We start from the raw sequence: 2,224 nt of genomic DNA on the forward strand, positions 1-2,224 counted from the left end.
GTAAGCGTAAAATATCCCGGACCTGGATAACGTCCAGAGATCCGGGATATTATTTTTTTGCACTAAAGACAAACAGTTGGACTGAGCCTCGAAAGTTTACTGTGCAGAGTTAATATCGTTTTGTTTCAGACGTAAGCTGTCAGGCAGATCTTTGCTCCAAGGCAGCAGCGTATGATAGTTTTCTTCGGAAATGTTGGGCATGACCTCAAATATGTATTTGAGATATTCAAAGGGCCTGAGCCTGTTTTCTTTTGCCGTCTCAATTATGGAGTAGATTATTGAACTGGATTTTGCCCCTTTAGGAGTACAGCAGAAGAGCCAGTTCTTTCTGCCTATGACAAAGGGTTTTATACTGCGTTCCGCTCTGTTGTTGGAGAGCTCAAGTCTGCCGTCAAGATAGAAGGTCTCAAGGTATGGCCTCTGTTCCAATGCGTAGTGCAGGGCTTTGCCAAGTGCAGATTTCGGCAGCGCACAGACAGAGGAAGCCCATGTAAAGAAGGCCTCTGAGACAGGCTTGCTTTGTTCAGCTCGCTTTTTATGACGTTCTTCAGGAGTGAGATGTTCATATTCCCGTTCCAGTTCAAATAGTCTGCTGCAGAAATCAAGTCCTTTCTGAGAGACACTGTTTGTCTTTTCTTCAGGAGGGGCAGCCTCCACTGCTTCGTGGAATTTTCTTCTCGCATGGGCCCAGCATCCGCAGAGACGAATGTCTTTCTGCAGTGTCTTGTAGCCCGAATAGCCGTCTGTATGGAGGTATCCTTTGAAGTCTTCAAGAAATATTTTGGGATGGGCGCTCGACCTGGTCTCCCGGTATTCATAAAGTACTGCAGGTGTTTTAGTATATCTTCCTGTACGGTAGAGCCACATGAATGATTCCCTGCGGGATGATCTGCCCGGTTCTTTGAGTACCTGTACGACCGTCTCGTCTGCATGGAGTATTTCTTCCTGAAGTATCCTCTGCCTCATCTGTTCATATAAAGGCTCAAGCCAGTCCGAAGATGCGCGGATGAGCCAGTTGGCCATTGTCTGGCGGCTGAGGAAGAAACCCTCATTAAGGAAGGACATCTCCTGACGGTAGAGAGGGAGCGCGTTCATGTATTTCTGTACCATGATGTGGGCGATGGATGATGCCGACGCAGCACTGCCTTTTATCGGGGCTTCCGGCATAGGTGCCTTTATGACGGGAACTTTTATGTTCTCATGTTCGCAGCGGCGGCAGGAGTATACTTCACGTTCATGCTCCACTATCTTGACCTGTGCCGGAATTATTTCAAGCTCGCGCCTCTTCTCATGTCCCATGATGTGCATAGCACCGCCGCATTCAGGGCATATGCGCTCCTCTTCAGGTATGGAGTGCACTATACTCTCTACAGGGAGGGTTTCAAAATTGTCCTCTTTGCTGCCTGTGCATCTGCGTCTTGTATAGGTTATCTCTTCAACAGAGGGTTCAGGCATTTTTACTTCAGCTTCATTTTCAGCCTCGTCGAAGACAAGAAGTATCTGACGTGAATCAGAATCAGCCTTTTCGCTAGATTGGCCAAACTGACGATGCTTGCTCAGACGGAAACACTCTTCATAATACGCGACAAGCTTCGCAAGCTCAGAGTTTTTCTCCTCAAGATATGAGTTCTTGTCCTCAAGGTCTGAGGTTTTATGCTCAAGCTCACTGTATTTTGTCTTCAGTTCTTCCAGTTGACATATGACATTTTCCATAGGTAAATAATACAGTAAAAAACAGCATAAATCCAGTAATACCATAGACTTGCAATTCCGACTATTGTGTTACGCAGACAGCCCCGGGACCACCTCATCCATCGCAAGTCTGCGGCGAAGTTTTGTTCCGGCAAGAAGACAGGAAAACTCATCTCCGCTCAGTGTTATCTTCTTTACTTTATCTTCTTTGGGCCAGGGGAAAGTTCCCTTCTCAAGACGCTTCTGATAGAGCCAGAAACCATCATGATCCCACTCCAGGATCTTTACCCTGTTGCGGCTCCGGTTGCAGAATATGAACATGGCAGACTCAAATGAGCTGCAGACAAGACGAAGGTCCACAATAGACGACAGACCGTCTATTCCCTTGCGCATGTCCGTAGATCCGCATATGAGATAGATCTGCTTGCCACGGTGATCGAACATAAAAAAATCTCCCCTTCATGGTAACTTGTTGGGGAGACTTTATATGAAGAATATTATTACTCACAGGTGCGGATGGTTTGACGCTTAC

The 2,224-nt window shown here is 46.7% G+C and carries 2 protein-coding genes; both read right to left on the bottom strand.

The window, feature by feature from the left end; genetic code table 11:
- Window positions 1–96: 96 nt before the first annotated feature.
- Window positions 97–1,713 carry an IS66 family transposase gene (locus tag OLM33_10025; GenBank protein ID MCW1713987.1) on the bottom strand — a complete coding sequence of 539 codons (1,617 nt, stop codon included), beginning with the start codon at window positions 1,711–1,713 and terminating at the stop codon, window positions 97–99.
- A gap of 69 nt (window positions 1,714–1,782) precedes the next feature.
- Window positions 1,783–2,136 carry an IS66 family insertion sequence element accessory protein TnpB gene (tnpB, locus tag OLM33_10030; GenBank protein ID MCW1713988.1) on the bottom strand — a complete coding sequence of 118 codons (354 nt, stop codon included), beginning with the start codon at window positions 2,134–2,136 and terminating at the stop codon, window positions 1,783–1,785.
- Between the last annotated feature and the right edge of the window lie 88 nt (window positions 2,137–2,224).

The organism is Synergistaceae bacterium DZ-S4, from assembly GCA_025943965.1.
Taxonomy (GTDB): domain Bacteria; phylum Synergistota; class Synergistia; order Synergistales; family Synergistaceae; genus Caenicola; species Caenicola nitritireducens.